Here is a 24,694-nt window from a genome sequence, read left to right as displayed (position 1 = left end):
ATCCCTGCTGTTGAACGTATTCTTGGACTAGATTACTCACAAGCCAATTTCTTCGTAGATAGTGAAGGTAAGAAAGCCAATTATCCACACTACTATCGAGTTATGGAAGAATGTCTAGCAAAAGAACAGCGTAAACTATCACGCATGGTACAAGGTTCTAAACGATGGGAACGTCAACATTTGGTAGTAGTGAAACTTAATACGAAAGTTGTGAACCAACGGAAAGACTGGCTCCATAAGAAGGCCTATGCCCTCGCAAATCATTATGATATGGTTGTGGTGGAAGATCTTGATCTTCGTGCAATCGGACAAACCTTGAAGTTGGCAAAAAACCAACAAGATAATGGGTTCGGTAACTTCCGCCTGTATCTCAAGTACAAACTTGAACAACAAGGGAAGTATTTGGTAAAAACACCGAAAACCTTCGCTTCAACACAAATCTGTTCTGATTGTGGTGTGAAAAATACAGCCCTCAAGGGCGATATCTCCACGCGTGAATGGACATGTGATCATTGTCATGAATGGCACGACAGAGACCATAACGCAGGGTTGAACCTACGCAATTACGGTATCCGTTGGATTGATGAAGTATTGTTGGCACCACCATTGGTGGCTGGTTAATCATAGAAACAGGTTTGCTTGGTACCTGACAGTTCCTCTTGCTAGGATTAAAGGGCGTGTCACTGGATGCGTAGTCCGCTGTATATAAACCAGAGCCTCGCAAGAGGCTCACAAGCCTGTGACTTCCTTTTCGGAGAAAAGTTCACCGTGGGTGAAAGTCATGGGTTGTTGACGGAGAAATGTCTCTGCAATCGGGTTATCATTAGGAGTTTATTTTTGGCTTTGCTAAAATAGTGGTGACAGCAAAGACCGGTAAGTTTGGGTGGAAAGGCAGATACTGGAGGAATTTATTATGAGGAAAAGTTTGTGGTTGCTGACGATTATGAGTGTATCTATTCTGGGTGCTTGCCAAAACGATTCCAATCCAACCGCTGAGAGCACATCGCTGGCCGAGAAAACCTCCGTTCCGACTAATCAAAACAATGAGAATGCAACCATTATCTTCACGAGCGGTGTCCGGAACGGCATTACGCGGGGAGATAAACACAACTATTTCGCCGTTGAAGGCATAGCGGAAGGATATGATCATGTGACGACGATCATCGAGGGCACTGCCGTTGATTTCCGTGATACGAACAATACTTGGGGATTTGATTATCCGTATCCGGGTCCAAGCGTCAAGACCGAAATAACGTTCACAACGGACACCTCGATTAGCTATGGTGACACGGGAATCGCTCTGGCAGAATTGGAGCACGACAGCTATATCACGATAACTTTTGTGCCAAATGATGATCCAATCGTAACGCAACCTTCATTCAAAGTGAACGAAGGGGAATCGCAAAGCTTTTCGAACGATACAGCAGGAATAAGCGAACTCGTTACGATCACCAGCATCAAGGAAATTGATGCGATTGCTGCGTTGAATCCATTAGGGGACAAACTGCTGGAAGTAAAAATTGATTATGTGAACAACGGCACTGCAGAGACCTACATTGCGCCGAATTATTTCACGGCGGTTGACGGGGACGGGAAGTTCTTGCCGCTGCGCTATACACATTTTTGGCTTCATACAGTAGCGCCGGGGCAGTCGTTCACCGATACCGCATATTTTGACATCAGCGGAGACGGGCCCTACAGCGTACAATTTTTCGATGGTGCCTGGCTTGATCTAGACGGTACCACGAGTCCTGTGAATAATCTGTGAAAATATGAAGAAATAAAACGTGGACAAATGATCTGTCCACGTTTTATTTTGGTTGGATAAAGTTTTGTGGGAAAGGAAACAGCCTGGCGCAGCGGAACTGCACCGGGCTGAGTGTATGTTTTCTGATGTGCAGCTTTCGGTTGTTATACTTTTTCAGGTACGGACTACCAACACATCACATGGTGCATGACGGACAACATAGTTAGAAACAGATCCAACAAAGGCTCTTGTGATAGCGCCTTTACCAGTCGCCCCGATGACGATGAGATCAGCATTGAATAGCTTAGGAAATGTCTCAGCAATCAACGTCATGGGGTTACCGTCTTTGGCGGTCTTTTTGATCACAACGCCTTCTGTTTCAGCAAATGCCACCATTTCATCCAAAAAGGCATATTCCAAGTCTTTGAGGGCTTCCATTGTTTGGAATTCATTCTCGGGATTCAATGACATATTCCGTGTATCCGCAATATAAACAAGATGCAACACAGCATTATTCCGTTTGGCGATTGCTACAGCTTTTTTGAATGAATCTTCCGACTGTGCCGATCCATCAACGGGAACTAAAATATTTTTGTATTCTCCTAACATTTTTAACCGCTCCTTTTTAACCAAATGGCTTTCAGTTGTTATGCTTTTTTCAAGTGCGGACTAGCAATACATCGCAGGGTGCATGACGGAGAACATAGTTAGAAACAGATCCAACAAAGGCTCTTGTGATAGCGCCTTTACCGGTCGCTGCGATGACGATGAGATCGGCATTGAATTCCTTAGGAAATGTCTCAGCAATCAATGTCATTGGGTTTCCATTTATGACGGTCTTTTTGCTCACTACGCCTTCTTTTTCAGCAAATGCCACCATTTCATCCAAAAAGGCATATTCTAAGTCTTTGAGGGCTTCCATTGTTTGGAATTCATTCTCGGGATTCAATGACATATTCCGTGTATCCATAATATGGACAAGATACAACACAGCATTATTCCGTTTGGCAATTGCGACAGCTTTTTTGAATGAATCTTCTGACTGTTCCGATCCATCAACGGGAACTAAAATATTTTTGTATTCTTCTAACATTTTACCCGCTCCTTTTCAACCAAGTAGCTTGCAGTTATTATGCTTTTGTTTTAGGTACGGACTACCAACACATCACACGGTGCATGACGGACAACATAGTTAGAAACAGATCCAACAAAGACTCTTGTAAGGGCGCCCTTACCGGTTGCCCCGATGATGATGAGATCGGCATTGAATTCTTTTGGAAATGCCTCAGCAATCAACGTCATGGGGTTACCGTTTGTGAGGATCTTTTTGATCACAACGCCTTCTGATTCAGCGGATGTCACCATTTCATCAAGAAAAGCATACTCTAATTTTGCAGTGGGTTCACCAAAGTCGACTCTGCTTGCATAATCAGGGCTTAGAGGTGCATTCCTTGTATCGATGATGCAAATGAGATGCAACGTAGCATTATTGCGTTTGGCGATTGCGACGGCTTTTTTGAATGAATCTTCCGACTGTGCCGATCCATCAACGGGAACTAAAATATTTTTGTATTCTCCCAACACTTTTACCAGCTCCTTTTTGACTAACCAAGAAAACGCTTCCTAAATATATTTTACATCATCATGATAAGAAAAGAAAGTATGGGGGAATTGGTGTAAACGAGAAATTTTTATGATGTCTATTAAAAAGAAATGAAGCGTGCTAAAATTATATTACGAATATTGAAGGGGGAGGTTGCATTATGTCAGAATCTGATCAAGAAAAAGAATACCGCTTTTGCAGACAAACAAGGGTCATTCAAACACACCATGTCTTTCCGTTTGACGCAAACTCGCATGGTACTTTATTTGGTGGCAGATTAATGAGTCTGATCGATGATTGCGCCGCTATTTCGGGGGAACGATTTGGCCGCACTAGCAATGTCACGGCATCCGTTGATACGCTCAACTTCATCAAGCCTTTGCCGGCGGGACATTCCGTCTGCATCGACACGTTTGTTTCCGGTGCGGGCAAAACTTCGATGGAAGTTTTCACGAAGGTCATCGGCGAAAATCTTCGCACCGGCGAACGTTATTTAGCGGCGACATGCTTCCTGACCTTTGTTGCGCTTCCCGATGAGGAGGGCCAAAAAGTTGATTTGCCGACCATCAAGCCTGAAACGACAGAAGAAGTCTTCATTTGCGGTGGGTACGAAGCCAGACGCCAAAAAAGGCAAGAAAATTTATCGTTCCAAAAAGAACTGCATCAACATATTACAATCGACATTCCATGGGGTTGAGTGACCCTTGCGGGAAAAGGACCTGAGACCAGTTCCCAGGTTTTTATTTTTTGAAATGAGTTTATAGTATTTGTGGTAACCGATAAACGGCAATTTAAGGAGAGTGGATTTTTGATGACGAAAGTAAGCGGAAAAGAATTATTGCGTAATCCCTTTTTAAACAAAGGGACAGCATTCACGTTGGAAGAAAGGACGGAATTGGGATTGGATGGCCTGCTTCCGACTGCAGTACGGACTTTGGATGAACAATCGGCCATTGTCTATGCGCAATTGGATAATTTTACCGATGCCTATTCCAAGCAAAAGTATCTGATGAACATCTATGACCAAAACCGTGTGCTGTTTTATGATGTGGTAGGCAGACATGTAACGGAATTATTGCCGGTCATCTACACACCGACCATCGCCGATGCCGTCATGAATTATTCAAAAGACTTTGAAAAATCACAGGATGCCGTTTATCTGGATGTGAACCATCCCGAAAAAATAAAAGCCGCTTTGTTGAACGGCAGCAAAAATTTGGCTGAAATCAAATTGATGGTCATCACCGATGGCGAAGGCGTGTTGGGGATCGGCGACTGGGGAATCCAAGGAGTGGCGATCTCAACCGGAAAATTGGCCGTCTACACGGTGGCATCCGGATTGAATCCGCAGCAAGTATTGCCGATTGTCATCGATGCCGGCACTAACAACCAACAGCTGTTGGACGATCCGTTCTATTTGGGTAATAAGCACAAACGCATCACCGGCGAAGATTATTATCCGTTCATCGAAACGTTGGTCAACGAAGCATCTGAGCTATTCCCGGATGTTCTGTTCCATTGGGAAGATTTCGGCCGCGACAACGCTGCGACCATTCTGGAGAAGTACCGCGACAAGATCTGCACCTTCAATGACGATATTCAAGGGACGGGCGTCATGATGTCCGCAGCGATGGATTCTGTCGTGCGCATTACCGGCAAACCGATCACGGAACACAAAATCTTGGTTTTTGGCGGCGGAACCGCAGGCGTGGGGGTATCCGACCAAATCCTGTTGGAAATGACGTTGCAGGGTGCAGCGGAAGCGGATGCCCGCAAACAATTCTATATCGTGGACCGCTATGGTTTGGTCACGGATGATATGGAAGGGTTGACGCCCGGTCAAACCCAATATGCCCGCAGCGCTTCTGAATTCGGCAAACCGTTGGCGGATTTAGCTGACATCATCGAAGCGGTGAAACCGACTGTCCTGATCGGAACATCCGGCCAACCGGGAGCCTTCACGGAAGCAGTGGTCAAGAAGATGGCAGCCTATAATGAGCGCCCGGCCATCATGCCCATTTCCAATCCGACGAAATTGTGTGAAGCAAAAGCTTCCGACGTCATCAAATGGACCGAAGGCAAGGCATTGGTCGTAACCGGCAGCCCATCGGATCCGATCGAACTGAACGGCGTCACCTATAAAATCGGACAAGCCAACAATGCCCTTTTGTATCCTGGATTGGGATTCGGGATCGTCATCGCAAAAGCGAAAAGAGTGACGGACAAGATGTTGTCGGCTGCAGCGCACGGCATCACTTCCCTTCAAAACCTGGACGAACCAGGCGCGGCTATCCTTCCGCCGGTGGCACAATTGCGTGAAGCATCGAAGCTCGTTGCAGCGGCAGTCGTTCAAGCTGCCATCGAAGACGGCGTAAACGGCGTGTCCATCTCAGATCCTGCGCAAGCCGTGGAAGACGCCATCTGGAAAGCGGAATACTAATAAAGAGTGTAAAGGAGCTGTGTCGATGGAATATCGGATTGAGCACGATTCATTGGGTGAAGTAAAAGTAGGAAAAGATAAATTATGGGGTGCCCAAACGCAACGCAGTTTGGAAAACTTCAGAATAGGCAAAGAAAAAATCCCCATGGAAGTCATTTATGCGCTGGTGCAAATTAAACGGGCAGCAGCTTTGGCAAATCAACAATTGGGTATGTTGGATGAAAAACGCGTCGAAGGGATTGTAGCGGCTGCGGATGAAGTATTGGCAGGGCAATGGGATGATCAATTTCCGTTAGCCGTGTGGCAAACCGGCAGCGGAACGCAATCCAATATGAACGTAAACGAAGTTTTAGCAAACCGCGGAAATCAACTGATCGGAGAAGCGCTTATCCATCCGAATGACCATGTGAACAAAGGGCAAAGTTCAAATGATGTGTTTCCGGCAGCGATGCACATCGCGAGTGTGCTGAACGTGCAGGATAAATTATATCCTGCCATCGATGTTCTGGTTGCGACCTTATTACGGTTGGAAAAAGAAAATGAAGATATCGTAAAATTGGGACGTACCCACCTGCAGGATGCGACACCTTTGACGCTAGGGCAGGAAATCAGCGCATGGCGTGTCATGCTTGAGGAAACAAAGTCAATGATTGACGATACCCTCAAATACCTCAAAAAACTGGCTCTAGGCGGAACGGCGGTAGGGACCGGGTTGAATGCTAATCCAGCGTTCATTCAGGCTACGATTGAAATCGTAGCGGCAAGAACAGGTGTCCCATTTATCGGAGCGGAAAATAAATTTCATGCCTTGACTAGCAAGGATGCTATGGTACATACGCATGGCGCCATCAAGGCACTGGCTACGAACTTCTACAAAATAGCCAATGATGTGCGTTGGCTGGCAAGCGGTCCTAGAAGCGGCATCGGCGAAATCAGCATTCCGATGAATGAACCAGGCAGCTCTATTATGCCAGGGAAAGTGAATCCGACCCAATCCGAAGCGGTGACGATGGTCTGCATCCAAGTGATCGCAAATGATACGGCAATCGGGATGGCGGCCTCACAAGGATCTTTCCAACTGAATACCTATATGCCATTGATCATCAATAGTTTCCTGCAATCTGTCGAATTGCTGTCAGATTCATTGATCAGTTTTGATGAACATTGTGCAAGCGGCATTCAGGCCGACCAAGAAAGAATCAAGCATAATTTAACGAATTCGCTGATGCTTGTTACGGCATTGAATCCATACATCGGCTATGAAAAATCCGCTAAGATTGCACAAAAAGCATTTTTGGACGGGACATCATTGAAAGAAGCGGCAGTCGCCCTCGGTCATGTGACGGCTGACGAATTCGATGCCTATGTGGACCCTAAAAAGATGGTCTAGTTTAGCTGCAAGTAGCATGTTTCAGAACTGAAAAACTGAGTGATAGGGGGGTTCGGGATTGTCCCGAACCCTCTTCATTTTGTATAGGGGAAGGTATGCGGAAAAAAAGATTGAATTTCCATTCCGTTTCTCATACAATAGAGGGGCATGAGTGTGAGGATTAGTAGATAAATGATGGGTAAAGAGAGTCTTTCCATGGCTGGAAGAGAGACCCCCGCTGATTCATTGAACCTGCCTGGCAAATAGTCATAGAAATATGGCCGGCTTTCTGCCGTTACCAGAAGTTGAGTTGGGCTTTCGCAATAAATGGAGGCCAATGAAGGTGGTACCGCGGAAATACGTCAGGAAAGTATATTTCGTCCTTGTTAAGGATGGACTATGCTTATTTTTTTGCATTCAAATAAGAAGAGGATTTAAAAATTAGGAGGAAAAATATGAGTACTTTACAAAAAGAAGATTTTTCTGCATGGTATATCCAAACCATCAAGCAAGCTGATCTGATGGATTATTCGCCGGTGCGCGGCTGCATCATTTTCAAACCGGACAGCTATGAAATCTGGGAACACATCCAGGAAGAGTTCAACGCACGCTTCAAAGAGGAAGGCATCCGCAACGCCTATTTCCCGATGTTGATCCCAGAATCATTCTTCACAAAAGAAAAAGACCATATCGAAGGCTTCAGCCCGGAATTGCCATGGGTAACGGAAGCTGCCGGCGAAAAATTGGAAGAACGTTTGGCATTGCGTCCGACTTCCGAAACGATGATCGGCACGGCATTCAGCGACTGGATCAATTCCTACCGCGATTTGCCGATGGAAATCAACCAATGGGCAAACGTATTCCGTTGGGAAAAGAAAACTTTGCCGTTCTTGCGTACTTCTGAATTCCTATGGCAAGAAGGGCATACTGCCCATACCGACGAAGAGGATGCGCGCAAACGCACCATGCGTATGCTGCAAGTCTACAAAGAAGTCATCGAAGAACTATTGGCCGTCCCTGTCTACGAAGGGCAAAAAACACCTTCAGAACGTTTCGCTGGTGCGGTTGATACTTTCTCTGTAGAAGCAATGATGAAAGACGGAAAAGCAGTACAGGCTGGTACTTCCCACTACATGGGCACGAAATTCGCGGAAGCATTCGACATCAAATACTTGAACCGTGATAACGAGCACGTTTATGCGCATACTACTTCTTGGGGCGTCTCCACACGTTTGATTGGTGCGCTGATCATGGTCCATGGCGATGACCAAGGATTGGTATTGCCGCCTAAAGTCGCATCCAAACAAGTTGTCTTGATGCCGGTCGGTCCATGGAAGAAGAAACCGGAAATCGTGGAACGTCTGGAAGTATTGCAATCCGAATTGAAGTCCGCCGGTATCCGCGTTCACTTGGACGACAGCGATAACTCGCCTGGATTCAAATTCAATGAGTGGGAACTGAAGGGCGTACCGATGCGCATCGAATTCGGACCGCGCGATATGGAAAACAACCAAGTAATGGTGAAAATGCGCGACCTTTCCGACAAAGTGGCCGTATCTTTGGATGACATCGCAACCTTCGTACCGAAAGCATTGGCTGACATGCAAGTCCGCTTATTGGAAACGGCACGCGAAAACCGCAAAGCCAACGAATACACCAACATCGATACGTTGGATGAACTGAAAGCACATATCGAAGCTAAAAAGGCGGAAGGCGAAATCCCTGGATTCGTATTGGCCGGATGGGACGGCGAGCTTGAAACGGAAGCAAGAATCAAAGAAGAAACGGGCTTCACGACCCGCAATATTCCGTTCAACCCGCCAGTCGAAAAAACAACCTGTATCGTATCAGGCAAACCTGCCAAACATACAGTATGGCTAGCAAGAGCTTATTAAAGAGGATACGATGAATTGCGTTTAGAACGGAATCACTGGAGCACCCAAGGATAAAATCTGTGTTTTTTCAGATTTAATCCTTGGGTGTGAAGTGGACGTCCGTTCTGCAATTCAGAGTTCGACTAAACAGGATTCAGAACTCGACTAAAAACAAAGAAGGAGGCATTTGCGCATGGCGCAAATGTCTCCTTCTTTATTTCTAATGAATTATTTTTTCTTTTTATCCTGTTCGTTCAGGAAAGTTATTTTATCGCTTCCCAAAATGGAAGTGATGTTTTTGCGACGTTTTTCTTTTTGGGCATCGACCAATTTTTGCGGGGTGATGTCATTGCCCTCTGGATCGTAGACTTTTGAATTCAAAAGAATGTCATCAAAAGAACTACGGAAGGATTGGATATATTCTTGGCGCAATTGTTGTTGTTCGATCTTTTCCGTTTCGGTCAAACCTTCCATCGTCTTTGCTTTGCGTGCCAATTCGTTGATTCTGTCCAATAATTTTTTCACTTTATATGCTCCTTTCCTAGGAAGGAGGCGTCAGAAGTTTTTGTTGTACCAAGCTTTTGCAGCTGTTACTTCTTCGTTGGTCAGTGAGTGTCCAGCATTCCCCCAATAGATGGAAACGTCACTTCCGGCTCCTTCAAGCGTTGTTTTCAATTCTATACTTTCAGCCGGTGCGCACATGGGGTCATTTGTCCCGGCTCCAATGAAGACGGGAACGTTGTGCAAATCAGGCAATTCACGGTTACGAAATGGCACCATCGGATGATGCAGAATAGCACCTTTTACCGTATCTTTGAAAGAGTATATCATACTCCCGGCGATATTTGCACCATTTGAGTAGCCGATGGCAACGATGTTTTGACGATTGAAGCCATATTCTTTGGCTGTCTCATCCAAGAAGGTGACCAATTCTTTTGTCCTGAAATCCAGGTCGGCTTCATCAAAAACGCCTTCCGCTAAGCGGCGGAAGAAGCGGTTCATGCCGCCTTCGCTGACGTTACCGCGCACGCTCAGGATGGATGCCTCGGGATCGATCAATTCTCCCAAAAACAGCAGGTCTTTTTCATCGCCGCCTGTCCCATGTAAAAGTAACAGGATCGGTTTGTCAGGATTTCCTTGCTTGAAAATATGGTGATGGCTCATTTTTATTCCTCGCTCTCTGATGGGGTTATACTTCGCGTACGGTAAAGGGGATCAGGCCGGCCGTCAATTCAGCACGTCTGCCTTCGTATTGCGGCGGCAACATCAATTTTTCACCCATTCTTTCGCGTGTTTCATCGACAGCGAAGCCAGGAGAATCAGATGCGATTTCGAACAGGATGCCGCCTTTTTCTCTGAAGTATAAAGCTTTGAAGTAATTGCGGTCGCGGACCGGTGTTGGATGTTGCCCCATGGCTGCAACGTGTCTTAACCAATCCAGGTGATCCTGTTCATCGTTTGCTCTCCAAGCGATATGGTGCACCGTTCCGACACCCATTACGCCTGCTCCGACAGAGGTCATTTTGATATCGACGATATTGCCGATGTTCCCTTCGGACCGGAAACGGATCAAGTCGTCTTCTTGCGCCACTCTTTCCAAGCCCATCACGTCTTCCACTACGGAAGCCGTTTCTTCAGGTGCTCCGGTCAACAATACGGCACCCGCAAAACCTTTGATGGCATGTTCAGCCGGTACACCGTTGAAGCTATAAGTATTGTTATTACCCTTTTCGCGTTCAACGATTTCCAAATGCAGGCCGTGGGGATCATCGAAGTCCAAATAGGTTTCACCGAAGCGGCTGGTTTTATCGAACGGCACTTTGTATTTTGTCAGGCGCTCTTCCCAGAATCCTAAAGATCCGACGGGTACCGCATAGGCCGTAATCCCGACTTGTCCGTCGCCGATGACGCCTTGGCGCGAATTTACCCACGGGAAGAAGGTGATGATTGTTCCCGGCTCGCCGCCTTCATTGTCGAAGTACAGATGATACGTTCCCGGATCATCGAAGTTAACGGTCTGTTTGATCATGCGCATGCCCAGCACGCCCGCATAAAAATCGACATTTTCCTGTGGATGGCCCACGATTGCTGTAATATGATGGATCCCCATTGTTTTTTTCATGATATATTATCTCCCTTGGCTGTTTATTTCCCAATTTTTATATTTCGTCTTAGTATATCTTTAATTCGAAGTGATTGTATCATGCCGAAAAGGGACTGTCAATTAGTAAGCAGTTTTTTTGATGATTAAAAATAAATAAAACGAGTAAATAAAAGATAAAAAATAAGGCAATTTTTACCTGAGGGGCTATGTTATAATGGCCTATATAAACGAAAAGAGAAGAGGGATAGATTTGGTGGAGAGGTTTGACATTGATCAAGTGGTGCGGGATTTTGTTACTAAGGGCATAGCCATACATCGTATACACAGCTTGGATGACACGTATGCAATAAACCGTTTATTGGGGATTCTGGGGAAAGATAGTTTTGATATCCATAAAAAGCCAGCGATTCCATTGCCGAACTTGTTGGATTCGATGGACCGGATCGTTGCCTATGCAATCGATAACGGTTTGATCCAAGATACTCCTGGGCAAATCGATATCTTGGAATCGCAAATGATGGAATTGATCACACCGTTGCCTTCAGAAGTGAACAAAAATTTCTGGAATCATTATGAGGAAGCGCCCATGCGCGCAACCGATGAGTTTTATCGATTGAGCCAAGACAACAATTACATCAAGACCAGACAAATCGCTAAGAATAAACGGTTTGCTGTGGATACGGACTATGGGAATTTGAAGATCACCATCAATCTATCCAAACCTGAAAAAACACGCGAACAAATTGAAATGGCCCACAATACACCCGTTTCAGTCTATCCCGCCTGTGCGCTTTGTCTGGAAAATGAAGGATACAAAGGAAGAGAAGATGCTGCGGCAAGGAGCAATCACCGGGTTGTCCGCATTCCGCTGCTCGGAGAAAATTGGGGTTTCCAATATTCTCCGTATTCCTATTACAATGAACATTGCATCATTTTTACGAGACACCACGTACCCATGCATGTCAGCGAAAAGACGATCGGTAATCTGTTGGAAATCGTATCCCTTTTTCCTCATTACTTTGTAGGGTCGAATGCAGGCTTGCCGATTGTAGGCGGGTCCATTTTAAGCCATGAGCATTACCAAGGCGGAAGACAGCATTTCCCGATGGAAGATGCAAAAGTATTGTACCGATGGGATTTGAAAAACCATTCGGAAGTGGAAGCAGAAATCCTCTATTGGCCGTTGTCGGTCATCCGTTTGCGCGCAAGCGACCCGGATGAAATCTATGCGGCCGGCTGCCTCATCTTGGATAAATGGCAAGCTTATTCGGATCCTGCAGCCGGCATTTTGGCCGAAAAGGAAGGGCAAAAGCACAACGCCGTCACAATCGTTGCCAGAAGAAAAGGGGAGGCATACGAACTGGACATGGTCCTTCGCAACAACCGCACCTCAGAAGAATTCCCCGACGGCATTTTCCATCCCCATAAAGATGTCCAACACATCAAAAAGGAAAATATCGGTTTGATCGAGGTGTTGGGATTGGCTATTTTACCCCCTCGTTTGGAAACGGAACTGATGGAAGTGGCAGCCTATTTATTGGACAGACCAAACTTCATCGCAGACTACCATAAAGCATGGGGGGACGAAATGAAACAAACGGCTGAATACACGGCAGAAAATGTGATGGACACGATCCGCAACGGCGTCGGCAATAAATTCTTGCGCGTCTTGGAAGATGCCGGTGTCTATAAACAGACTCCGGAAGGGCAAGCAGCATTGAAACGTTTCTTGGAGACGCTGAATGCCTGAACCCCCGGAAGGGGTCAGAAACAGAACTAACAGAGGGGGAATGGAGCCAGATGACGACGATGAAGGATATAGCCGAAAAAGCTGGAGTTTCGACAGCGACCGTTTCTCGCGTGCTGAACCATGACGAAAGCTTGTCAGTCGGAAGAGAAACAAAGGACCGCATCTTCAAAGTTGCAAAAGAGCTGAATTACTCAAAAACCAAAAAGAAAAAAATGCGTGAGAAGATTCTGCTGCTGCAATGGTATACCCAGGAAGAGGAATTGGATGATTTGTATTATCAAGGGATCCGTTTGGGTGCAGAGGAACGTGCAGAAGCTGAGGGCTATGATGTTGTCCGTATTTTCCATGATTTCACTTTTGAAGTGGAAGAGGATGTTGTAGGAATAGTGGCCATCGGGAAATACGGGAAACGCCAAGTCGAGCGATTGAAAGCAATCGGAAAGCCATTATGTTTCATTGATTCCGATCAATTTGAATGGGCGCAAGATTCCGTCATCATTGATTTCTCTTACGCGATTGCGGCTATCCTGAAGGAACTGGATAGAGGGAATCACGAAAAAATTGGATTCCTGGAAGGGAAAGAGTTGACGAATGATAAGACGGATATCGTCCATGACCTCCGTTCAGAATTGTTCATTGAGGGCCTGAGAAAAAGGGGGATTTACCAGGAACGGTATCATTATACGGGGCATTTCAGTACCGCCTCGGGATTCGAGATGATGAAACGGCTCATCGAAGATCATCCGGATGACTTGCCGACGTTCTTATTTGCGGAAAATGATGCGATTGCAATCGGGGCTCTGCGTGCCCTGCATGATGCAAAAATAGCTGTTCCTGATCAAATCGGGATCATTGGGTTTAATGACAGCAAGGTAGCGAAATACGTTTATCCTCCTTTGGCGACGGTGCGCGTCGATACGCGTGCGATGGGGAACACGGGCGTATCTTTGTTGCTGGACCGCATCCGCTATCCGCGGAAGGTTGCCAAAAAAGTCAGCCTTTCAACCGAATTGATCAAGAGGGCATCCATCAAATAATGCAAAATAAGGGCCGGGAAAATTTTCCCGGCCCTTATTTTATAGCGTGATGAACGGCCTTTATTCTTTCCAGTCATCAATCTTGTCGTTTATTTTGCGTTTTAAGTTATCTGAGGTTTCTTCGGCTTTCTCTTTTGCATCTTTCAGTTTATCGTCAGCCTCATCCTTCGCTTTACCGATTTTTGTTTCGGCATGACCTTTTGCATGCTGCAGTTTTCCTTCTAGCTCTTTATCCGGATCATCCACGATTTCCCCATAGATTTCTTTTGCTTTACCGACAACCTTGTCCTTCACGCCTTTTAATTTATCTTCCATTTCTGAACTCATGACAATTCCTCCTTAAAGTAATCAAATTCTTAGTGAAGTAAACGTTTTCTATATTTGTATTTTACCTTATTTGTTTGGATAAGCAAATGATACCCCTTGGACAGCCCTTTTTTCGTTTTTTTAACATTTGCGGACTATTCCTGATCTGGGGCCTAAAGTCAGCAGTGCCAACGTCGATTTAAAAAGGCGTGAGGAATGGCAAAAAATGCGATAAAGTCCGTTCTTCCCTCCGGCGATTCGGAGCTTAAACGGCTTTCGTTCCACCCTCCGCTTTTTATCGTTCGGAATAAATGCTATACTAGATTAGACAAAATCACCGAAAGGAGGAACAATAGGTGAAAATATTAGCCATTGAATCCTCGAATCAGACCATGAGCGCAGCTGTCATAGACAACGGACGATTGGTTGCAGAAATAAGTACAAACGGAAATTTACAGCACAGTACGCAATTGATGCCAGCCATCGACCGTGTGTTGACCATTGCCGGATGGGAACCGTCCGCTTTGGAAAGCATTGCGGTTGCGAAAGGTCCGGGTTCTTATACTGGGGTACGGATCGGTGCAACGATTGCGAAAACGTTGGCTTGGACTTTAGGTCTGCCATTAGTGTCGGTCTCCAGCCTGAAAGTCATTGCCGCAAACGGGGAAGGGACGACCGCTCGCATCGTTCCCATCATTGACGCCCGCAGAAGAAATTGCTACACGGGTGTTTACCGATTTGAAAACCAAAAATTGGTGAACAGCATCCCGGATATCCACATTGCCAGCGAAGAATGGTTTAGCCGGTTATTGGCGGAAGAAGGGAACTACCTATTTATTGGGGAAGACGTTGCCATCTATCAGGAACGCATCAGCGAACTTTTTGGGGAACGGGCCCGTTTTGCCGGAGAGTCTCAGGCTTTGCCGCGCGCGAGCGTTTTGGCGGCGCTCTCCATCCATGAAACAGCAGTCGATCCGCATCTTTTTGTCCCGGAATACTTAAAAAATCCGGAAGCCGAAGAAAAATGGCAAGAAGCGCATCATGAAAAACGGAGGGAAGATTACGTTGAAAGAATTGATTCGTCAATTTAAATCCGCCATCAAGGAAATCCAGACGGACATCGCTTCCTTAAAAGAACCAAAATTCGTTTCAAAACGCATCTCGTTGGAACAGGAACATTATTTGTTGAAGAACCAGCTGCCCGTCAAACTTGTCATCGGCAAGAAGCATCACATCCCGGATATTTTATATATCGAAAGGATGAGCTATCAAGGGTTAGCACCATGGGGAAGATCAGCCCTGGAAAGCGACATCATGCAAAATGCGAAATCCCTCTATTATGTTCTCTACGATGGACACACACCGGTCGGATTTTTAGGAGCAAGAGAGGAAACGGAAGACATCCACATCACGAATATCGCCATAGTGCCGGATTACCAACAGATCGGCGCCGCCACGCTGTTGTTGATGATGCTGGAAGAATTTGCGTTGACGGAAAACATCCCCAGCATTAGTCTGGAAGTCCGCGTTTCCAATCAAAAAGCAAAATCTTTATATGAAAAAATAGGATTTCGATCCGTGCGGATAAAAAAAAATTACTACAACGGCGATGGAGAAGACGCTCTAGAGATGAATTGGCTTTTGCCTGTAGCCGGTCCGGAAGAAAGGGAGAAAAGACATGCAGACGAATACCATTAGAATCAGTGACTTGAAAATGCAGCCGGACAAGTTGGGACATATCGCACAGGAACTGTACGATATAACGTTGCTTGCCAACGATGGCCATACCAGCTGGAAAGTTTCCTCTTTCCTGTTTGAACTGAAAGAGGAACGTTCCGTTTATCTGGGGTGTTTTGAAGATGAGAAACTGATCGGGTACATTTGCTGCATGACGGTGCTGGACGAAGCGTCCGTCAATAACTTCGCAGTCCTTCCGGAGTACCAAGGCGAAGGGGTCGGCACGGCGTTGCTGAGAGAGATGATCCTCCTGCTCAAGGGAGAAGACATGGCGAAATTATGGCTGGAAGTCCGCGTTTCCAATAGCGGAGCCTATGGACTGTACAGAAAGATGGGGTTTGAAGATATCTACCGAAGAAAAGATTATTATCAGGCTCCGGTCGAAGATGCCTATATACTGGAATTGGCATTTCCTGCGGAGCAAGAAAGTTGAGGTGAAAGAACCGTGACAGAAAGAGAAGTAACCATCCTTGCAATCGAAAGCAGCTGTGATGAAACAAGTGTGGCAGTAGTGAGAAATGGCGACACTGTCTTATCGAACGTTGTAGCTTCCCAGATCAAGAGCCATATGCGATTTGGCGGAGTGGTCCCTGAAGTGGCCAGCCGCCATCATGTGGAACAGATTACGCAAGTGATTGAAGCCGCAATGGATGAAGCCAATCTGACGTTTGCTGCGATCGATGCGATTGCAGTGACGGAAGGCCCAGGCTTGGTCGGCTCCTTGTTGATTGGGGTCAGTGCAGCGAAGGCGCTCGCTTTCGCTCATCGCAAACCGCTTATTCCGGTCAACCACATCGCCGGCCATATTTATGCGAATCAGTTGGTCGAACCGTTGCAGTTCCCGCTGTTGGCTTTGGTGGTGAGCGGTGGCCATACAGAATTGGTCTATATGGAAAAAGATGGTTCTTTCGATATCATCGGAGAGACCAGGGATGATGCAGCCGGAGAAGCCTACGACAAAATCGGGCGGGTATTGGGCTTGCCTTATCCAGGCGGTAAAAAAATGGATGAAATGGCTCATGAGGGGAAAGAAACTTTGCATTTCCCGCGTGCGATGATTCAGGAAGACAATTATGACTTCAGCTTCAGCGGACTGAAGAGTTCGGTCATCAATACCGTACATAACGCCCGCCAAAAAGGGGATGACATCGATCCCTACGATTTGGCGGCCAGCTTCCAAGCGAGCGTGATCGAGGTCCTTGTACACAAGACGCTGCGGGCGGCCAAAGAGAAGAACGTTCGCCAACTGTTGTTGGCCGGGGGTGTCGCGGCCAACCGAGGCCTGAGGGAAGTCTTGTCCGCAAAAATGGCGCAGGAATTGCCGGATGTAGCCGTGCTGATTCCGCCGCTTTCGCTATGCGGAGATAACGCCGCCATGATCGGGGCGGCAGCCTATAGCGAATACCGGAAGCAAAACTTTGCCGGATATGATCTGAATGCACATCCCGGATTGGTTTTGGGCGAATAATCCCTTAACGGAAAAGAAAACTCTTGCATGCTGTTCCGCCTTCTGAAGGCGGGGACAGCATGCAAGAGTTTTTTATTTGAATAAATTTCTGCAGAAATCGGCATCGACCGTTGCCAAATCAGTGATGATGACAGTCGCATTGGATAAGTCCTGTGCAGGGAAATTCGGGTTGCTGAACCCGATGCACTTGCAGTTTGCGGCATAGGCGGCATTCACGCCATTTTTGGAATCTTCAAGGACGATGCAATTCGTTGGATCGACGTTGAGGTTTTTGGCGGCATCCAGAAAGATATCGGGAGCCGGTTTTGAATGTTCGACGCTTTCGCCGGATACGAAATAGCTGAAATATGCTTCAATATCCAAAGAGGCGACGGCATGGTGGATATCTTTCAGCGGAGAAGACGATGCAATGGCCAATGGAATCTTGTTTTCGTATAAATTTTTGATCAAGTCGATTGCGCCAGGAATAGGCTGCAGGCCTTCCTGCATGATCAGCGCATTCCTGATTTTATTGGCTCTTTCCACCAATTCGTTAACCGGTGCGGGAAGATTGAATTCGTCTTTCATGGTCTGCCACATGTACTCATGGGTGGTCCCTTGGTAACGGTAGTGGTATGCCAGTTCGACGGTTACGCCAAATTCTTTCAATAGCATATTTTCCGAACGCAAAAAGAATGGTTCCGTATCGATGATGACGCCATCCATATCAAATAGTACTGCTTCTAACATAAGCATGCCCCCTGTGTATGTTCATTAGAATATTATCCGAAATAGCTATCATATCGGACGAGTCGGTGTCCTGAGATAGGGAGCGGCCATGTAAATAAGGGCGCTCTTCCTGATCATTCTGCTAGTTCTTCCAAAGCGGTGGTCTGTTCTTCCCATTGTTCCATCAGTTCATCTTGTTTGGCCTGTAGGGCAAGCAAGTTGGTGTTGAATTCCTGGACTTTTTGATGATCACCGAAGACTTCGGGTTTGGTCAGCTCCGCTTCGATTGCGGAAATGCCCGATTCAATGGAGGCCAATTCTTCTTCTATCGCCTCGATCTGTCTGGAAAGTTTGCGTTCCAGTTTCAGTTTTTCCTTGGAATTATGGTAGTCGCCCTTAGCTTTTGAGAGCGGTTCGGCTGCGGTATCTTCAACCGGCGAAGCTTCCGCCAACTGCAAGGCTGCCAACTCAGCTTCCTGTTGTTTTTTTTCCAAGTAATAATCGTAATCGCCCATATACAGCCGACTGCCGTCCTCAGACAATTCGACAATGCCGGTCGCGATGCGGTTGATGAAGTAACGGTCATGCGATACGAACAGGAGCGTCCCGTCAAATTCGATCAAGGCATTTTCCAAAACCTCTTTGCTGTCGATGTCCAAGTGGTTGGTCGGTTCGTCGAGTATCAAAAAGTTTTTTTTGTCCAAAGCCAATTTGCACAAGGAGAGGCGCGCTTTTTCGCCGCCGCTCAGAGAAGGGATGGTTTTTTCGACGTCTTCACCGCTGAACAGGAAACTGCCCAAGATGCTACGGATATCCTTTTCGTTCAAGGTAGGGTGCAGATCCCAGATTTCCGCCAGGACGGTTTTGTTTTTGGATAGGTTGCCCAACTCTTGGTCATAGTAACCCAGATCGACGTTAGCGCCGAAACGGACGCTTCCTTCCAATAATGGAATTTCAGAAATGATGGATTTCAGAAGGGTCGATTTGCCGATTCCGTTCGGCCCGACGATGGCAATCGCCTGTTGTTTGCGGATATCCAAGTTGATTGGCTTGGAAAGAACGGTATCGTCGTAACCGACGGCGCCATTTTCCACAGTCAACACGACATTTCCGCTCTCCTTTTCGATTTCGAAAGAAAATCGGGCAGAACGCTCATCGCCTTTGGGCTTGTCCATGCGGTCCATCTTTTCCAGACGTTTCCGGCGACTCTGAGCCATCTTCGTAGTGGAAGCGCGCACCAGATTGCGGGCGACATAATCTTCCAGCTTAGCGATTTCATCCTGTTGTTTTTCATAAGCTTTCCATTCCAGTTCCAGACGGGCGGCTTTCTCGGTCAAATAATAGGAATAATTCCCTTTGTAATGTTGGATTTTATGGCGGCTGATTTCATAGACTTCGGTTGCCACTTTATCCAAGAAATAACGGTCATGGGAGACGATCAAAAGAGAACCTTTATAACCGATCAAGTAGGTTTCCAACCAGGCCAAGGTGTCGATATCCAGGTGATTGGTCGGTTCATCCAGAATGAGCAGGTCATTCTTTTCCAACAGGATTTTTGCCAAGGCTAGACGTGTTTTCTGACCGCCTGACAATTGGCCGATGGGGCGATGATAATCCTCTTCGTAAAATTGGAAACCGTGCAGAACGGAACGGATTTCAGATTCATAGCCATAGGCATTCTTTTCATGCAGCGCATGCTGCAGAGTATCGTAACGCTCCAAGGCTTTTTGGTAGGCATCCTCATCCTCCAATAAATCGGGATCCCCTAAAGCGATTGCCGCTCTTTCGGCTTCTTTGCTCAGTTGGATGATCGGTTCAAAGATGGTCAGCATCTCTTGCCAAATCGTATTGGCGGAATCCACGGCACTGTGTTGATCCAAGTAACCGATCGTAATATCTTTATTTTTTGCTACGGAGCCGGCATCCGTATTTTCTATTCCAGCAAGAATTTTTAATAGTGTCGATTTTCCGGCACCGTTACGCCCAACGAGGGCAATGCGGGAGTGATCTTGTACGGTTATTTGAATGTTGTCGAAGAGCACAGTCGGTCCAAAATGACGTGCCAAATTTTGTCCTTGTAATAAAATCATATAAGAATCCTCTTTCTAACGTATGCTGTCGATACAGTAGCTCTATTTTATCATAGCGGAGGTGTTATCGATAGGGAGGAGGAGAGTTATTGTGTTATTCACTTGATGGATATGTGAAAACAAAAAAACGAATGCGTTTACAGTTCGTGTGACATTTCACATTTCGGACATTAATAACTTCACAATTAATCCCCATTTCGAACAAAATACTGGATATTTCACAAACAGATGTTATAATAGCTTGTATGAATCGAAAAAACAAAAGTATGTGAAGATACTTTTTTGAACTTGTATTTAGTGAGCAAAGTATACGAATGTGAGAGATGAGGAAAATTATAATGACAGCACACGATATTCCAAAGGCGACGGCAAAAAGATTGCCCATTTATCATCGCTATTTGCGTTTCCTGCATAATGCCGGTAAAAAACGCGTTTCTTCCACTGAATTAAGTGAAGCGGTGAAAGTGGACAGCGCAACAATCAGAAGAGATTTCTCCTACTTCGGGGCCCTTGGCAAAAGAGGGTACGGATACGATGTGGAGTATTTGTTGGATTTCTTCAGCAAAACCTTGAACCAAGACCGTCTGACCAATGTTGCTTTGATAGGGGTGGGTAATTTAGGACATGCTTTATTGAACTATAATTTCCACGTAAGCAACAACGTCCGTATCAGTGCGGCGTTCGATGTAAATGAAGATATTGTTGGTACTATCCTGAGCGGTGTGCCGGTTTATCCGATGTCGGATATGGTTGAACAATTGCGTATCCAACAAATTGATGTGGCCATCTTGACGGTGCCGCAAGAGGTTGCGCAAAGAGCGACAAACGAACTATTGGAAGCGGGCATCCGCGGTATCATGAACTTTACGCCATTGCGCCTATCCGTACCGGATAATGTTCGCGTGCAAAACGTCGATTTGACGAACGAATTGCAAACGCTGATCTACTTCCTGGATAACGACATCAGCTGAGGAAAGAAAAGATTGTAAGATAAAAAGAAGGATGACACGCTGATCAGATCAGCACGTCATCCTTCTTTTTTTGTTGCGATAAAGTTTAGAAAATCAATATTTCTTAAGCGGGTCCCGAAAGTCTGACCCCTATTGTTTATCGATTGATTTTTTGATTTCGATGTAAGCCTGCAGCATTCTGGTGCCTTTGACAACATCACTTGTTGCGAAGAAAACGCTGATGATTGCCATAAATCCCCATCCTGCTGTATGCACGGCATTCACCGCCAGGGAAATGAAGAGGACAGCGAATACAAAACGGATGATAATTTGGATGAATAAATTTTTTAAAGTCATTTTTTTCCTTTCTTTTGCTGAACGGGTTCCGGCGCTAATGCGATAAGAGGTGTAACAGTATCGGATAGGCGGACATCGCATTCATCAAACCATGCGCAATCATCGGTGTTGCGATATTTTTTGTCTTATTGTAGAGGAAAGAGAACCATAGCCCCAAGGCGCCGTATATCAACAGATGGCCATCCGCGTGTGCAAATGCAAAAATCAAGGAACTGATGGTGGCAGCCCCGACCATCCCTGTGCTATCGACAAGGGATGTCACAATGGCTTTACGAAAAACAAATTCTTCCATAACCGGTGCAAAGACGATTATATTAAAAATAAAGAATGGATACTGATTTGTCAAGTCAAGCAATACCTCAGTGTTTTCGGAAGTCGCCGGCGCTTGGAACAACAATACCTCGACATTCAAGGCAATGATTTGAACGATCAGGGCACCAATGAAGCCGACAACACCGTAAGCCAACACTGTACTGATGGAAGAGGAAGGACGGTTGGTGATGCTATTGGCAGGTGTCCAAGTCCTCAAATGATTCAACAGCAGCATAATGGCGGCACCTAGGAACGAACACAGTAAAGTAAGATTCATGCTGAGGGCAACGCGATCGGCTATCGGCACAAAGACCGTCAGGATGACAGGCAAGAACTGCACCGCCAGATAGATCAAGATGATTGCCATGGCGACCGTTATGTTTGATTTTGATTTTTTATTCATGAGACGAACCTTTCTGATGAAACCATGATTTGTAAGCTTGTAAAACAGTATAGCATAGGAAGGGGAAAAAAATTAGCGAATCGCTTGCAATATAATGTGAAATTGATTAATATAGAAATGTAGCTTAGCACTCGATGTGATTGAGTGCTAAAGGAACTTATTTTTGGAGGGATCAATTTGTTAAAACCATTAGGAAATCGTGTCATCGTAGAAGTTGCTAAAGAAGAAGAAAAATCTGTAGGCGGCATTGTTTTAGCATCATCTGCCAAAGAAAAATCTCAAACAGGCGTCGTTGTAGCTGTAGGCGCTGGCCGTGTAACTGACAACGGGACAAAGATTGAAATGACTGTTAAAATTGGCGATACTGTTCTTTTTGAAAAATACGCAGGGACAGAAGTGAAACATGATGGCAAAGAATATTTGGTCATCAAGGAAAGCGAAATTGTAGCGATTATTGACTAATAGGTGCCGTAACAAAAATATTTCATGAGGTGAGTAGATAAAATGGCAAAAGACATTAAATTTTCAGAAGACGCAAGAGCAGCAATGCTTCGTGGTGTGGATATTTTAGCAAATACAGTAAAAGTAACCTTAGGGCCTAAAGGTCGTAATGTTGTATTGGAAAAAGCTTACGGCTCTCCATTGATCACCAATGATGGTGTTACCATCGCAAAAGAAATCGAATTAGAAGACCATTTTGAAAACATGGGTGCAAAATTGGTTGCTGAAGTTGCTTCAAAAACCAATGACATCGCTGGTGACGGGACAACGACTGCAACGGTGTTGACGCAAGCAATTGTTCGTGAAGGCCTTAAAAATGTTACTGCCGGCGCAAACCCTGTCGGCATCCGTCGCGGGATTGAACTTGCCACAAAAGCAGCGGTTCTGGGCCTTGCTGAAATTTCTCAACCGGTAAGCTCGAAAGAATCGATCGCCCAAGTTGCGGCTGTATCGTCCGGTTCAGAAGAAATCGGTCAATTGATTGCCGAAGCAATGGAAAAAGTCGGCAAAGACGGCGTCATCACCATCGAAGAATCAAAAGGGATCGAAACGGAACTGGATGTCGTGGAAGGTATGCAATTCGACCGCGGCTACCTGTCTCAATACATGGTTACAAACAACGATAAAATGGAAGCTGAATTGGAAAATCCGTATATCCTGATTACGGACCGCAAATTGTCCAACATCCAAGACATCCTTCCTTTATTGGAACAAATTCTGCAACAAGGACGCCCTTTGGCAATCATCGCTGATGATGTAGATGGCGAAGCATTGCCTACCTTGGTATTGAATAAATTACGTGGTACCTTCAATGTGGCGGCTGTCAAAGCTCCTGGATTCGGTGACCGTCGTAAAGAAATGCTGCAAGACATCGCTATCCTTACCGGCGGTACCGTCATTGCCGAAGACTTAGGGTTGGAATTGAAGGATGCAACAGTGGAACATTTGGGCCGCGCAGGAAAAGTGGTCATCACAAAAGATTCAACAACAATCGTTGAGGGCGCAGGCGAAAAAGAATTGATCGAACAACGTGTAGCGGTCATCCGTTCACAATCTGCCGAAACGACTTCCGATTTCGACCGCGAAAAATTACAAGAACGTTTGGCTAAATTGTCCGGCGGTGTGGCGGTCATCAAAGTCGGTGCTGCTACCGAAACGGAACTGAAAGAGCGCAAATTGCGCATCGAAGATGCATTGAATGCTACCCGTGCTGCAGTGGAAGAAGGAATCGTATCCGGTGGTGGTACAGCCTTGATCAATGTTCAAAAACATGTTGAAGGATTGGAACTGACCGGTGACGAAGCTACCGGTGCAAGAATCGTAGCGCGTTCATTGGAAGAACCAGTAAGACAAATCGCTGAAAATGCGGGCAAAGAAGGTTCAGTCGTTGCCGATAAAATCAAAGGCCTAGAAGTGGGAATGGGCTACAATGCCGCTACCGACGAATGGGTGAACATGATTGAAGCCGGAATCGTGGATCCGACCAAAGTGACACGTTCCGCACTACAAAACGCAGCCAGCGTCGCTTCCTTGATCCTGTCAACAGAAGCAGTCGTAGCCAACCACCCAGAACCAGCAGCACCAATGATGGACCCAGGAATGGGCATGATGTAATAGGATACGATGAATTGCGTCCAGAACGGAATCACTGGAGCGGCCTAGACCAAAATCTGTGATTTTCAGATTTAGGTCTAGGCCGTGAAGTGGACGTCCGTTCTGCAATTCAGAGTTCGACTAAGAAAGAGTGAGATAAAACTCGTTTAGCCACCCGTACGTTGGAGCGAACACGGGCTGTTCACCTCTTTTGTGGACAACCTTAAAAGGAAGTACTGTGACCGTGCCGGTCAAGTGTGTCATGGTTCTAAGCGATTGAAATCGCAAGAACCATGACAAAACGTTAGCGGTGGCTGAGTTTTAGAACACGTTTAAGAAGTGTGT

26 protein-coding genes are annotated in these 24,694 nt (G+C 46.0%); 15 read left to right on the top strand and 11 right to left on the bottom strand.

Annotated elements, in window-relative coordinates; all coding sequences use genetic code 11:
- Nucleotides 1-621: RNA-guided endonuclease InsQ/TnpB family protein (locus BM101_RS10025; protein ID WP_143084457.1), on the top strand; the 621-nt coding region annotated here is incomplete at its 5' end.
- A gap of 292 nt (nt 622-913) precedes the next feature.
- Nucleotides 914-1,768 (top strand): DUF4352 domain-containing protein, encoded by an 855-nt coding sequence (locus BM101_RS10020; RefSeq protein WP_087032756.1) that lies wholly within the window; start codon nt 914-916, stop codon nt 1,766-1,768.
- A gap of 153 nt (nt 1,769-1,921) precedes the next feature.
- On the opposite strand, the gene BM101_RS10015 is transcribed toward BM101_RS10020, so the two are convergent.
- From BM101_RS10015 to BM101_RS10005, 3 genes are read right to left on the bottom strand one after another with little or no spacing between them, the layout of a single operon-like run.
- The gene (locus tag BM101_RS10015) at nt 1,922-2,356 is read right to left on the bottom strand and encodes a universal stress protein (protein ID WP_087032758.1); all 435 of its coding nucleotides are present in this window, start codon (nt 2,354-2,356) and stop codon (nt 1,922-1,924) included.
- Between the two features lie 49 nt (nt 2,357-2,405).
- Nucleotides 2,406-2,840 carry a universal stress protein gene (locus BM101_RS10010; protein ID WP_087032760.1) on the bottom strand — a complete coding sequence of 145 codons (435 nt, stop codon included), beginning with the start codon at nt 2,838-2,840 and terminating at the stop codon, nt 2,406-2,408.
- A 50-nt stretch (nt 2,841-2,890) separates the two neighbouring features.
- Entirely contained in the window at nt 2,891-3,331 is a 441-nt protein-coding gene (locus tag BM101_RS10005; protein ID WP_087032761.1) for a universal stress protein, read from the bottom strand.
- A 179-nt stretch (nt 3,332-3,510) separates the two neighbouring features.
- On the opposite strand from BM101_RS10005, the gene BM101_RS10000 reads away from it, so the two are divergent.
- The 4 genes from BM101_RS10000 (at nt 3,511) to proS (ending at nt 9,054) form a co-directional block, all read left to right on the top strand.
- The gene (locus tag BM101_RS10000; protein ID WP_087032762.1) at nt 3,511-4,047 is read left to right on the top strand and encodes an acyl-CoA thioesterase; all 537 of its coding nucleotides are present in this window, start codon (nt 3,511-3,513) and stop codon (nt 4,045-4,047) included.
- Nucleotides 4,048-4,119: 72 nt separating this feature from the next.
- On the top strand, nt 4,120-5,790 hold the full coding sequence (locus BM101_RS09995; protein WP_256212240.1) for an NAD-dependent malic enzyme: 1,671 nt from the start codon (nt 4,120-4,122) through the stop codon (nt 5,788-5,790).
- Between the two features lie 25 nt (nt 5,791-5,815).
- Entirely contained in the window at nt 5,816-7,180 is a 1,365-nt protein-coding gene (fumC, locus tag BM101_RS09990) for a class II fumarate hydratase (RefSeq protein ID WP_087032766.1), read from the top strand.
- A gap of 434 nt (nt 7,181-7,614) precedes the next feature.
- Nucleotides 7,615-9,054: a proline--tRNA ligase gene (gene proS / locus BM101_RS09985; protein ID WP_087032768.1), complete on the top strand. Its 1,440-nt coding sequence runs from the start codon at nt 7,615-7,617 to the stop codon at nt 9,052-9,054.
- A gap of 207 nt (nt 9,055-9,261) precedes the next feature.
- Here the strand turns inward: proS and BM101_RS09980 are convergent, their stop codons facing one another.
- From BM101_RS09980 to BM101_RS09970, 3 genes are read right to left on the bottom strand one after another with little or no spacing between them, the layout of a single operon-like run.
- On the bottom strand, nt 9,262-9,558 hold the full coding sequence (locus BM101_RS09980) for a DUF896 domain-containing protein (RefSeq protein ID WP_256212238.1): 297 nt from the start codon (nt 9,556-9,558) through the stop codon (nt 9,262-9,264).
- A gap of 30 nt (nt 9,559-9,588) precedes the next feature.
- Entirely contained in the window at nt 9,589-10,197 is a 609-nt protein-coding gene (locus tag BM101_RS09975; protein ID WP_087032770.1) for an alpha/beta hydrolase, read from the bottom strand.
- 25 nt (nt 10,198-10,222) lie between these two features.
- Complete coding sequence (locus BM101_RS09970; RefSeq protein WP_218149919.1) at nt 10,223-11,155, bottom strand: ring-cleaving dioxygenase; 933 nt, start codon at nt 11,153-11,155, stop codon at nt 10,223-10,225.
- Nucleotides 11,156-11,351: 196 nt separating this feature from the next.
- Here BM101_RS09970 and galT point away from each other — a divergent pair, with 196 nt between their 5' ends.
- Both galT and BM101_RS09960 read left to right on the top strand, forming a co-directional pair.
- A complete protein-coding gene (gene galT / locus BM101_RS09965; RefSeq protein ID WP_087032774.1) occupies nt 11,352-12,887 on the top strand; it encodes a UDP-glucose--hexose-1-phosphate uridylyltransferase in 1,536 nt (511 codons plus the stop codon).
- 50 nt (nt 12,888-12,937) lie between these two features.
- On the top strand, nt 12,938-13,924 hold the full coding sequence (locus BM101_RS09960; protein WP_087032776.1) for a LacI family DNA-binding transcriptional regulator: 987 nt from the start codon (nt 12,938-12,940) through the stop codon (nt 13,922-13,924).
- Nucleotides 13,925-13,984: 60 nt separating this feature from the next.
- On the opposite strand, the gene BM101_RS09955 is transcribed toward BM101_RS09960, so the two are convergent.
- Nucleotides 13,985-14,251, bottom strand: coding sequence for a CsbD family protein (locus tag BM101_RS09955; protein WP_177194475.1), 267 nt, complete (start codon nt 14,249-14,251; stop codon nt 13,985-13,987).
- 335 nt (nt 14,252-14,586) lie between these two features.
- Between BM101_RS09955 and tsaB the strand changes: the two genes are divergently transcribed.
- Genes tsaB through tsaD form a run of 4 tightly spaced genes read left to right on the top strand, consistent with a single transcriptional unit; the run spans nt 14,587 to nt 17,435 of the window.
- Nucleotides 14,587-15,321 (top strand): tRNA (adenosine(37)-N6)-threonylcarbamoyltransferase complex dimerization subunit type 1 TsaB, encoded by a 735-nt coding sequence (gene tsaB, locus BM101_RS09950; RefSeq protein WP_087032778.1) that lies wholly within the window; start codon nt 14,587-14,589, stop codon nt 15,319-15,321.
- Complete coding sequence (gene rimI / locus BM101_RS09945) at nt 15,296-15,928, top strand: ribosomal protein S18-alanine N-acetyltransferase (protein WP_179193090.1); 633 nt, start codon at nt 15,296-15,298, stop codon at nt 15,926-15,928. Before tsaB ends, rimI (BM101_RS09945) begins: the two co-directional genes overlap by 26 nt.
- Nucleotides 15,909-16,400 (top strand): ribosomal protein S18-alanine N-acetyltransferase, encoded by a 492-nt coding sequence (rimI, locus tag BM101_RS09940; protein ID WP_087032782.1) that lies wholly within the window; start codon nt 15,909-15,911, stop codon nt 16,398-16,400. Before rimI (BM101_RS09945) ends, rimI (BM101_RS09940) begins: the two co-directional genes overlap by 20 nt.
- Before the next feature lie 12 nt (nt 16,401-16,412).
- The gene (tsaD, locus tag BM101_RS09935) at nt 16,413-17,435 is read left to right on the top strand and encodes a tRNA (adenosine(37)-N6)-threonylcarbamoyltransferase complex transferase subunit TsaD (protein WP_087032783.1); all 1,023 of its coding nucleotides are present in this window, start codon (nt 16,413-16,415) and stop codon (nt 17,433-17,435) included.
- A 72-nt stretch (nt 17,436-17,507) separates the two neighbouring features.
- Here the strand turns inward: tsaD and BM101_RS09930 are convergent, their stop codons facing one another.
- Entirely contained in the window at nt 17,508-18,164 is a 657-nt protein-coding gene (locus tag BM101_RS09930; RefSeq protein ID WP_177194474.1) for an HAD family hydrolase, read from the bottom strand.
- Nucleotides 18,165-18,277: 113 nt separating this feature from the next.
- Nucleotides 18,278-20,233, bottom strand: coding sequence for an ABC-F family ATP-binding cassette domain-containing protein (locus BM101_RS09925; protein WP_087032786.1), 1,956 nt, complete (start codon nt 20,231-20,233; stop codon nt 18,278-18,280).
- A gap of 338 nt (nt 20,234-20,571) precedes the next feature.
- Between BM101_RS09925 and BM101_RS09920 the strand changes: the two genes are divergently transcribed.
- Entirely contained in the window at nt 20,572-21,204 is a 633-nt protein-coding gene (locus BM101_RS09920) for a redox-sensing transcriptional repressor Rex (protein WP_087032787.1), read from the top strand.
- Nucleotides 21,205-21,333: 129 nt separating this feature from the next.
- On the opposite strand, the gene BM101_RS09915 is transcribed toward BM101_RS09920, so the two are convergent.
- The gene (locus tag BM101_RS09915; protein ID WP_087032789.1) at nt 21,334-21,540 is read right to left on the bottom strand and encodes a DUF4305 domain-containing protein; all 207 of its coding nucleotides are present in this window, start codon (nt 21,538-21,540) and stop codon (nt 21,334-21,336) included.
- A 34-nt stretch (nt 21,541-21,574) separates the two neighbouring features.
- Nucleotides 21,575-22,255: a CPBP family intramembrane glutamic endopeptidase gene (locus BM101_RS09910; RefSeq protein ID WP_087032791.1), complete on the bottom strand. Its 681-nt coding sequence runs from the start codon at nt 22,253-22,255 to the stop codon at nt 21,575-21,577.
- Nucleotides 22,256-22,432: 177 nt separating this feature from the next.
- Between BM101_RS09910 and groES the strand changes: the two genes are divergently transcribed.
- On the top strand, nt 22,433-22,717 hold the full coding sequence (groES, locus tag BM101_RS09905; RefSeq protein WP_087032793.1) for a co-chaperone GroES: 285 nt from the start codon (nt 22,433-22,435) through the stop codon (nt 22,715-22,717).
- A 42-nt stretch (nt 22,718-22,759) separates the two neighbouring features.
- Entirely contained in the window at nt 22,760-24,370 is a 1,611-nt protein-coding gene (gene groL, locus BM101_RS09900) for a chaperonin GroEL (RefSeq protein WP_087032795.1), read from the top strand.
- The last annotated feature ends 324 nt before the right edge of the window (nt 24,371-24,694 follow it).

This window comes from Trichococcus palustris (genome assembly GCF_900114465.1).
In the GTDB taxonomy this organism is placed as follows: Bacteria; Bacillota; Bacilli; order Lactobacillales; family Aerococcaceae; genus Trichococcus; species Trichococcus palustris.
This window is presented reverse-complemented; position numbering and strand designations above follow the sequence as displayed.

What these genes read in the sequence shown, in the direction of transcription:
- BM101_RS09925 (WP_087032786.1), bottom strand. Translation starts at nt 20,233, where the DNA reads ATGATTTTATTACAAGGACAAAATTTGGCACGTCATTTTGGACCGACT.
- BM101_RS09920 (WP_087032787.1), top strand. Translation starts at nt 20,572, where the DNA reads ATGACAGCACACGATATTCCAAAGGCGACGGCAAAAAGATTGCCCATT.
- BM101_RS09910 (WP_087032791.1), bottom strand. Translation starts at nt 22,255, where the DNA reads ATGAATAAAAAATCAAAATCAAACATAACGGTCGCCATGGCAATCATC.
- BM101_RS10020 (WP_087032756.1), top strand. Translation starts at nt 914, where the DNA reads ATGAGGAAAAGTTTGTGGTTGCTGACGATTATGAGTGTATCTATTCTG.
- galT (WP_087032774.1), top strand. Translation starts at nt 11,352, where the DNA reads ATGGCCTATATAAACGAAAAGAGAAGAGGGATAGATTTGGTGGAGAGG.
- groL (WP_087032795.1), top strand. Translation starts at nt 22,760, where the DNA reads ATGGCAAAAGACATTAAATTTTCAGAAGACGCAAGAGCAGCAATGCTT.
- BM101_RS10010 (WP_087032760.1), bottom strand. Translation starts at nt 2,840, where the DNA reads ATGTTAGAAGAATACAAAAATATTTTAGTTCCCGTTGATGGATCGGAA.
- BM101_RS10015 (WP_087032758.1), bottom strand. Translation starts at nt 2,356, where the DNA reads ATGTTAGGAGAATACAAAAATATTTTAGTTCCCGTTGATGGATCGGCA.
- BM101_RS09970 (WP_218149919.1), bottom strand. Translation starts at nt 11,155, where the DNA reads ATGAAAAAAACAATGGGGATCCATCATATTACAGCAATCGTGGGCCAT.
- BM101_RS09960 (WP_087032776.1), top strand. Translation starts at nt 12,938, where the DNA reads ATGACGACGATGAAGGATATAGCCGAAAAAGCTGGAGTTTCGACAGCG.
- BM101_RS09975 (WP_087032770.1), bottom strand. Translation starts at nt 10,197, where the DNA reads ATGAGCCATCACCATATTTTCAAGCAAGGAAATCCTGACAAACCGATC.
- BM101_RS09955 (WP_177194475.1), bottom strand. Translation starts at nt 14,251, where the DNA reads ATGAGTTCAGAAATGGAAGATAAATTAAAAGGCGTGAAGGACAAGGTT.
- BM101_RS10000 (WP_087032762.1), top strand. Translation starts at nt 3,511, where the DNA reads ATGTCAGAATCTGATCAAGAAAAAGAATACCGCTTTTGCAGACAAACA.
- proS (WP_087032768.1), top strand. Translation starts at nt 7,615, where the DNA reads ATGAGTACTTTACAAAAAGAAGATTTTTCTGCATGGTATATCCAAACC.
- BM101_RS09915 (WP_087032789.1), bottom strand. Translation starts at nt 21,540, where the DNA reads ATGACTTTAAAAAATTTATTCATCCAAATTATCATCCGTTTTGTATTC.
- fumC (WP_087032766.1), top strand. Translation starts at nt 5,816, where the DNA reads ATGGAATATCGGATTGAGCACGATTCATTGGGTGAAGTAAAAGTAGGA.
- BM101_RS09930 (WP_177194474.1), bottom strand. Translation starts at nt 18,164, where the DNA reads ATGTTAGAAGCAGTACTATTTGATATGGATGGCGTCATCATCGATACG.
- rimI (WP_087032782.1), top strand. Translation starts at nt 15,909, where the DNA reads ATGCAGACGAATACCATTAGAATCAGTGACTTGAAAATGCAGCCGGAC.